The organism is Streptomyces sp. OfavH-34-F, assembly GCF_022347745.1.
Lineage (GTDB): Bacteria > Actinomycetota > Actinomycetes > Streptomycetales > Streptomycetaceae > Streptomyces.
In genome coordinates this window covers 1-7,684 of record NZ_JAKRGC010000308.1, presented here as the reverse complement: position 1 = coordinate 7,684, position 7,684 = coordinate 1, and the positions used below count along the sequence as shown (strand labels likewise).

General features: G+C 74.4%; 7 protein-coding genes. 6 read left to right on the top strand and 1 reads right to left on the bottom strand.

Annotated features, from left to right (window positions below; genetic code table 11):
- Both MHW47_RS29225 and MHW47_RS29220 read left to right on the top strand, forming a co-directional pair.
- The coding region (locus MHW47_RS29225) for an FtsX-like permease family protein (protein ID WP_239226766.1) at positions 1-1,813 on the top strand (1,813 nt) is incomplete at its 5' end.
- Between the two features lies 1 nt (position 1,814).
- Positions 1,815-2,933 carry a hypothetical protein gene (locus MHW47_RS29220; RefSeq protein WP_239226768.1) on the top strand — a complete coding sequence of 373 codons (1,119 nt, stop codon included), beginning with the start codon at positions 1,815-1,817 and terminating at the stop codon, positions 2,931-2,933.
- 66 nt (positions 2,934-2,999) lie between these two features.
- Here the strand turns inward: MHW47_RS29220 and MHW47_RS29215 are convergent, their stop codons facing one another.
- Positions 3,000-3,236, bottom strand: coding sequence for an antitoxin (locus tag MHW47_RS29215; protein ID WP_239226765.1), 237 nt, complete (start codon positions 3,234-3,236; stop codon positions 3,000-3,002).
- A gap of 145 nt (positions 3,237-3,381) precedes the next feature.
- Here MHW47_RS29215 and miaA point away from each other — a divergent pair, with 145 nt between their 5' ends.
- The 4 genes from miaA to MHW47_RS29195 form a co-directional block, all read left to right on the top strand.
- Positions 3,382-4,320, top strand: a complete 939-nt coding sequence (gene miaA, locus MHW47_RS29210) for a tRNA (adenosine(37)-N6)-dimethylallyltransferase MiaA (RefSeq protein ID WP_239226764.1) — start codon at positions 3,382-3,384, stop codon at positions 4,318-4,320.
- A 104-nt stretch (positions 4,321-4,424) separates the two neighbouring features.
- The gene (locus MHW47_RS29205) at positions 4,425-4,907 is read left to right on the top strand and encodes a hypothetical protein (RefSeq protein ID WP_239226767.1); all 483 of its coding nucleotides are present in this window, start codon (positions 4,425-4,427) and stop codon (positions 4,905-4,907) included.
- A 94-nt stretch (positions 4,908-5,001) separates the two neighbouring features.
- A complete protein-coding gene (dapF, locus tag MHW47_RS29200; RefSeq protein ID WP_239226763.1) occupies positions 5,002-5,874 on the top strand; it encodes a diaminopimelate epimerase in 873 nt (290 codons plus the stop codon).
- A 140-nt stretch (positions 5,875-6,014) separates the two neighbouring features.
- The coding region (locus MHW47_RS29195) for a bifunctional (p)ppGpp synthetase/guanosine-3',5'-bis(diphosphate) 3'-pyrophosphohydrolase (RefSeq protein ID WP_239226762.1) at positions 6,015-7,684 on the top strand (1,670 nt) is incomplete at its 3' end.

The window sequence follows — 7,684 nt, the reverse complement described above, 5'->3', positions numbered from 1 at the left end:
CGCGGAGCGCCGGGCGGCCGGCGGGCGCGGGCTGGCCACCGCGCTGGCCGGCTGGCAGTTCAGCCGCCGCCCGCTGCGCGGCGCCGGGCCCGTGCTGCTGCTGGTCCTGTCGGTGGCGATGGGCATGCTGGCGATCGGGCAGAGCGCGTCCTGGGACCGCTCGCAGAGCGACCAGGCCGACTTCCGGTCCGGGGCCTCGCTCCGCATGACCGGCGGCATCAACGCGGACCCGGCGAAGGCGGGCGCGTACGAGGAGCTGCCCGGCGTACGCGGGGTGGCGCCCGCCTTCCGCACCACGGTGGACCTCTCCGGCGAGCGCACCGCCGACGTGCTGGCGCTGGACACCGCGCACGCGGACGAGCGGATGCTGATGCGCGACGACCTCGGCGCCGGCTCCACCGACCGGCTGTTCGACTCGCTCGCCCCCGCGAAGTCCACGCGCCCCGGCCTCGCGCTCCCCGCCCGGAGCACCCGGCTCCGCTTCGACCTGGCCCTCTCCGCCCCCGGGGCCCCGCGCACGGCGTCGCCCTCGGGCATGAACCCCCGGCTCACCGTGCTGCTGGAGGACCGCTACGGCCTGCCGTACCAGGTCTCCGCCGGGCAGGTCCCGGTGGACGGGCGGAGCCGGCCGTACGAGATCGAGGTGGCCGCCGCGGGCGGGCTGGCCGTGACCGGCTTCGAGCTGGACGACAAGCAGCCCGTGGACCGGGGCGAGACCCACCGCCTCTCGGTGACCCGGCTGCGCGCGGCCACCGAGGGCGGCGCCGAGCGGCCGGTCCCGGTGCCCGCCGGCTTCCGCTGGCGCGCCGCCGTCACCACCGACGTCCTCGGCGAGGTCCGCCCCGGCGCCGCCGCCTTCCCGACCGCGTCGGCCACCGCCCCGCTGGCCGTCGACTACCGCACCGGCTCGGTCACCTCCGAGGACGCGATGTACGCCGTGCCCGGCCTCAACGTGCGGATCACCGCCGAGCGCCCCAAGGCCCCGGCGGTCGTCCACGGCGTCGCCACGGACGCCTACCTCCGGGCCACCGGCGCGAAGACCGGGCAGGCCGTCGACGTGACGCTGGCCGGCGAGCGGGTCCGGGTGAAGATCGTCCGGACCGTGGACCGGCTGCCGACCACGGGCCCCGGCGGCTCCGCCGCGACCACCACCGACTACCGCCGGGCCAGGGACGGCGGGGCCCTGCTGCTCGACCTCCGCTCCCTGGGCCAGGTCTTCGCGGACCGCCCCAACGCCCGGCTCACCGTGTCCGAGTGGTGGCTGAGCGCCGAGCCCGGCCGCACCGCCGACGTCGCCGCCGCGCTGCGCGCCCTGCCGGACACCGACCCGGCGCAGGTCCTCGTCCGCGACGAGGTCGCCGACGAACTGGTCAGCGACCCGCTGGGGGCCGGGCCGCAGTCCGCGCTGCTCGCGGTCGCGGTGATCGCGGCGGCCCTGGCGGCGGTCGGCTTCGCCGTGGCGGCGGTCGGCTCGCAGCGGGAACGTTCCGCCGAGTTCGCCGTGCTGCGGGCGCTCGGCACCCCGCGCCGCCAGCTGGCCCGGATGACCGCGGCCGAGCAGGGCGTCCTCATCGCCATCGCGCTGCTCGTCGGGGGGCTGCTCGGGGCGCTGCTCACCCGTGCCGTCGTCCCGCTGATCGTGCTGACCGGGCAGGCGGCCCAGCCCGTGCCGCCGGTCCTCGTCCAACTGCCGGCCGGGCAGGTGGCCCTGCTGCTGGCCGGGGTCGCGGCGCTGCCGCTGCTCATCGTCGCGGCCCTCGCGCTGCGCCGGGCCGACCCCGCGATTTCGCTGCGCCACCAGGGGGACCACTGACATGAGCCCGCGTACGAGAACCCCGCGCGCCTCGGCCGCCTGCGCCCCGTGGGTGCGCACCCGGCTGCGGACCGCGCCCGGCGCCTCCCTCGCGTTCGCCCTGCTGGTGCTGGTCACGGCGTTCCTGGCCGCCGCCTTCCCCCGGGCCGTGGACCGCTACGAGGGGCAGGGGCTGCGCCACGACCTCGGCGCCGTCGAGCCCCGGCGCGGCGTCCTGGAGATCCGCAGCCCGCAACCCGGTCTCGAACTGCCCGCGGAGGCCCGCGAGAAGGCGGTGCGCGGGGCGACGCTGGGGTCCGTCCAGCGCGACCTCCTGCGCGGGCTGCCGGCGCCGGTCCGGGCCGACGCCGGCCAGTCCGCCCACGGGATGCGGACCTCGAAGGGCATCGCGGCGAGGGAGAGCTGGTTGCCCCGCCCGTACGGTCTCGATCCCTCGCTCACCTACGTCACCCAGGCCGGGCTCCCCGACCACGCCACCCTGCGCACCGGCTCCTGGCCCCAGGTGCGCGGCACGGTGACCCAGCGGACCCGCGAGGTCGAGGCGGCCGTCACCGAGGAGACGGCGAAGGCCCTGCGCATCAAGGTGGGCGCGACCATCGCCGTCCCGACCCAGGACAACGGGACACTGACCGTACGCGTCACGGGCATCGTCACCCCGAAGCGGCCCCAGGCGTCCTACTGGTCGGCCGAACAGCTGCTGCGCACCCCGTCCCTGGTCCCCATCCCGACCAAGGAGACCCCGCGCTACTACTGGACGGCCGCCCTGCTGCTGCCGCCGGACGCCGCCCCGGCCCTGCTCTCCACCACCGGGCAGCCCGAGGTCTACTGGCGGCTCGCGCCGGACGGCTCCGCCCTGAGCGCCCGTGACGTGCCCGCGCTGCGGACGGCGATCGCCTCCCTGGAGGGCGGCCCCGAGCTGCTCGCCGTACGCCAGCGGGCCGGGAACACGGCCACCCTCACCACCGACCTGGACGAGGAGCTGGCCGGCGAGCTCAAGGCCGCCGGCCGGGCGCCATGGCAGGTCCTCGCCGGGGCGGCTGGGGGAGCCGGTCTGGACGGGCGGCTGCTGTACGACGACGCGCCCTACGGGGTGGGCTACCTGGTCGCCGCCTGGTCCTGAGCGGACCGCGCACGGCGAAGGGCCCCGGAGCTGCCGCGCTCCGGGGCCCTTCGCCGTCCGCGCGCGTCAGGCGGCGGGTGGCGTCGTGCCGCCGTTCTTGTTCGCCAGCTTGTCCACCGCGTCCTTGGCCTTCTCCCGGCCGGTCACGATCTTGTCGCTGTACTTGCCCTTGGTCTTCTGGTCCACCGTACGGGCGGCCTTGTCGAGCCCTTGGTCGATCTTGTCCCCGTGCTGCTGCGCGAGGTCGCTGACCTTCTCCTTCGCCGGGGCCAGCTTCGCCTTCAGATTGTCCATGAAGCCCATCGGGCACCTTCTCCGCTCGAAAATTGTGAGAAATAACCCATATGTACAACCACTGTACGGGTATGCCCGCACTGTTGCGTCACCTTCCCCGTCCGAGCTTCCCTCATTCGGGATGCGGGCCGAAGGTTTGGGGGAGACTGGGCCGGTGACAAGCTCAGCTCCCGCACCCCGGGTCATCACCGTCGTCGGTCCCACCGCGGCCGGAAAGTCCGACCTGGGCGTGTACCTCGCCCAGCAGCTCGACGGCGAGGTGGTCAACGCCGATTCCATGCAGCTCTACCGGGGGATGGACATCGGCACCGCCAAGTTGACGCTCGCCGAGCGCGCGGCCGTCCCGCACCGGCTGCTGGACATCTGGGACGTCACCGAGACGGCCAGCGTCGCCGAGTATCAGCGCCTCGCCCGCGCCGAGATCGACCGCCTGCTCGCCGAGGGCCGCACCCCCGTCCTCGTCGGCGGCTCCGGCCTGTACGTGAAGGGCGCGATCGACGCCCTGGAGTTCCCCGGCACCGACCCCGGCATCCGGGCCGCCCTGGAGGCGGAGCTGGCCGAACACGGCTCCGGCGCCCTGCACGCCCGCCTCGCCGCCGCCGACCCGGAGGCCGCCCGCGCCATCCTCCCGAGCAACGGCCGCCGCATCGTCCGGGCCCTGGAGGTCATCGAGATCACCGGCAAGCCGTTCACCGCCAACCTCCCCGGTGACGACGCCGTCTACGACGCCGTCCAGATCGGCGTCGACGTGGACCGCCCCGAACTCGACGAGCGCATCGCCCGCCGGGTCGACCGCATGTGGGAGGACGGGCTCGTGGACGAGGTGCGCGACCTGGAGACACGCGGACTGCGCGAGGGACGCACCGCCTCCCGCGCCCTCGGCTACCAGCAGGTGCTCTCCGCGCTCGCCGGCGAGTGCAGCGAGGACCAGGCGCGCGCCGAGACCGTGCGCGCCACCAAACGCTTCGCGCGCCGCCAGGACTCCTGGTTCCGCCGCGACCCGCGCGTCCAGTGGCTCAGCGGCGCGGCGGAACACCGCGGGGAACTCCCGCGCCAGGCGCTGGCGTTGGTCGAACGAGCGGTTACAGCCTGATCACGTGATGGCATCGGGACGCTCCGCCCGTCATTTCGGTGACGCCGGGCGTGCCATCATCGAGCATCGATCGACTGGAGTCCGAGTTGGGAGGGCGCGTGGCGATGGAGGCCGGCCCTCGCGACACGGAACAAGACACACCTGAACAAGGCATTCCGGGACAGGGACTCCCGGAGCACGGTACGGCGGACAGCAGCCGCGAAGCCGCGGGCCTCAGCCCGGACGGGCCCGACGAGCCGGCCGTGACGCCCGAGGTCGAGGTGGAGCTGCGCCCCGCCCGGCGGATGCGTATCTGGCAGCTCGCGCCCATCGTCACGCTCGCCGCCGTCGGCTCGCTGATGTTCGCCTTCCCGCTCGCCTTCGAGTTCGGGGACGGCGGCGCGGTCGTCGCCATGCTGGGCCTCCTCATCAGCTGCTGCGCCGCCGGCTGGTCCATGATGGCCGCCCGCCGCGTCGGCTACACCTGGCCGGGACTGCCGCCCAGAGGCGCGCCCCAGCGCCCCGACTGGCGGGTGGTCGCGCTCTACGCCGGGATCTGCGCCGTGCTCGTCGCGCTCGCCGTCTGGCGCGTGGCGCGGCTGCGCTGACCGGCTCGGCGACCCGATCCGCACGGCGCGGTTACGGCGTCCGCGTGCCGGGACGGCTTACCCCGGGAACGCTCGCGCCTCGTACAGTTGTCCCGTGACCACCTCGCACATCGCCTTCCTCAAGGGCCACGGCACCGAGAACGACTTCGTGATCGTTCCCGACCCGGACAACGCCGTCGCCCTGCCCGCCCCCGTCGTCGCCCGGCTCTGCGACCGCCGCGCCGGCATCGGCGGCGACGGCCTGCTGCACGTCGTGCGCTCCGCCGCGCACCCGGAGGCGCGGGACATGGCCCGGGACGCCGAGTGGTTCATGGACTACCGCAACGCGGACGGCTCCGTCGCCGAGATGTGCGGCAACGGCGTACGGGTCTTCGCCCGCTACCTCCAGCGCGCGGGACTCGTCGAGGAGGGCGACCTCGCCGTCGCCACACGGGGCGGCGTCAAGCAGGTCCACCTCGCCAAGAACGGCGACGTCACCGTCTCCATGGGCCGCGCCCTGCTGCCCGCCGACGGGGTCACCGTCAGCGTCGGCGGCCGCGACTGGACCGCCCGCAACGTCAACATGGGCAACCCGCACGCCGTCGCCTTCGTGGAGGACCTGGCCCACGCCGGCGACCTGCTCGCCGAGCCCGCCTTCGCCCCGGCCGCCGTCTACCCGGACGGCGTCAACATCGAGTTCGTCGTGGACCGCGGCCCGCGCCACGTCGCCATGCGGGTCCACGAGCGCGGTTCCGGCGAGACCCGCTCCTGCGGCACGGGAGCCTGCGCGGTCGCGGTCGCGGCGGCGCGCCGGGACGGCGCCGACCCCGCGGCGACCGGCGAGCCGGTCACGTACACCGTCGACCTGCCTGGCGGGAGCCTCGTCATCACCGAGCACCCGGACGGCGGGATCGAGATGACCGGCCCCGCCGTCATCGTCGCCGAGGGCAAGATCGACCCCGCCTGGCTCGAAACGCCGAACGGATAACGCTTCGCTCGAATGGGTGATCCGTTTCACGCTCGGCGAGAGCGGGACTCCGCCACGTGGTGGGCTCGGTAGCATCAAGCACCGGCCCGGAGGCGCGCCGCACCTCCCCACCGCCGGTCGACGTCGCCGGAGGTGCCCCCATGAGTGCAGAGGCCACGAGCCCAGGTACTCCCATCCGCAGGCGGGGCCGCCCCCGGATCGATCTCCGCAGGATCGGCAGGGCCGCCCTGTTCGGTCCGGTCTCCCGCGACCGCCTCCCCGACGCCATCGCACACGTCGCCGAGGCGCACCGGGCCCACCACCCCGACGCCGACCTCGCCGTCCTGCACCGCGCCTACCTCCTCGCCGAGACCTCGCACCGGGGCCAGATGCGCAAGAGCGGCGAGCCCTACATCACCCACCCCCTCGCCGTCACCCTGATCCTCGCCGAGCTGGGCGCCGAGACCACCACGCTCACCGCCTCCCTGCTCCACGACACCGTCGAGGACACCGAGGTCACCCTCGAACAGGTACGGGAAGAGTTCGGCGAAGAGGTCTGCTACCTCGTCGACGGCGTCACCAAACTCGAAAAGGTGGACTACGGGGCCGCCGCCGAACCCGAGACCTTCCGCAAGATGCTGGTCGCCACCGGGGACGACGTCCGCGTCATGTCCATCAAGCTCGCCGACCGGCTGCACAACATGCGCACCCTCGGCGTGATGCGCCCCGAGAAACAGGCCAGGATCGCCAAGGTCACCCGCGATGTGCTCATTCCCCTCGCGGAACGGCTCGGCGTCCAGGCCCTCAAGACCGAGCTGGAGGATCTGGTCTTCGCCATCCTCCATCCCGAGGAGTACGCCCGGACCAGCGAGCTGATCAACGCGGCGGCCGAGGCCTCCGACCCGCTCGGCGCCATGGCGGGCCGGGTGGCCTCGGTGCTGCGCGAGGCGGGCATCCCCGCCGAGGTCCAGGTCAGGCCCCGCCACTTCGTCTCCGTCCACCGCGTCCGCATCAAGCGCGGCGAACTGCGCGGCAGCGACTTCGGGCGCGTCCTGGTGCTCGTCGGGGAGGACGCCGACTGCTACGCCGTCCTCGGCGAGCTGCACACCTGCTTCACGCCGGTGATCTCCGAGTTCAAGGACTTCATCGCCGCCCCCAAGTTCAACCTGTACCAGTCGCTGCACACCGCGGTCGTCGGCCCGGACGGCGAGGTCGCCGAGATCCTCATCCGCACCCACCGCATGCACAAGGTCGCCGAGGCCGGTGTCGTCGCGCTCGGCAATCCCTACGCCTCCGACTCCGGCCCCCAGTCCCTCGAACCGGCCGACGGCGAACGCGCCGACCCCACCCGCCCCGGCTGGCTCTCCCGGCTCCTCCAGTGGCAGCGGTCCGCCCCCGACCCCGACACCTTCTGGACCACCCTGCGCGACGACCTCGCCCAGGACCGCGAGATCACCGTCTTCCGCACGGACGGCGGCACGCTCGGCCTGCCCGCCGGGGCCAGCTGCGTCGACGCCGCCTACGCCCAGCACGGCGCCGCCGCCCACGCCTGTATCGGCGCACGCGTGAACGGCAGGCTGGCCACCCTCAGCACCGTCCTCAAGGACGGCGACACCGTGCAGCCGCTGATCGCCGAGGACGCCGCGTCCGGACCCTCGCCCCGCTGGCTCGACCACGCGCGCACCCCTGCCGCGCGCATCGCCATCCGGGGCTGGCTCGAAGCCCACCCACAACCCGCCGACGCCCCGCCCATGTCCGTCGGCGCCGAGCCCCCGTCCGCCGGCGCCCAGCCCCCGTCTGCCCAGCCCTCCCGGGCGCCCGACGCACAGCC

Excerpts from the sequence above, each read along its gene's own strand:
- MHW47_RS29205 (WP_239226767.1), top strand. The coding sequence starts at position 4,425 with ATGGAGGCCGGCCCTCGCGACACGGAACAAGACACACCTGAACAAGGC.
- MHW47_RS29220 (WP_239226768.1), top strand. The coding sequence starts at position 1,815 with ATGAGCCCGCGTACGAGAACCCCGCGCGCCTCGGCCGCCTGCGCCCCG.
- MHW47_RS29215 (WP_239226765.1), bottom strand. The coding sequence starts at position 3,236 with ATGGGCTTCATGGACAATCTGAAGGCGAAGCTGGCCCCGGCGAAGGAG.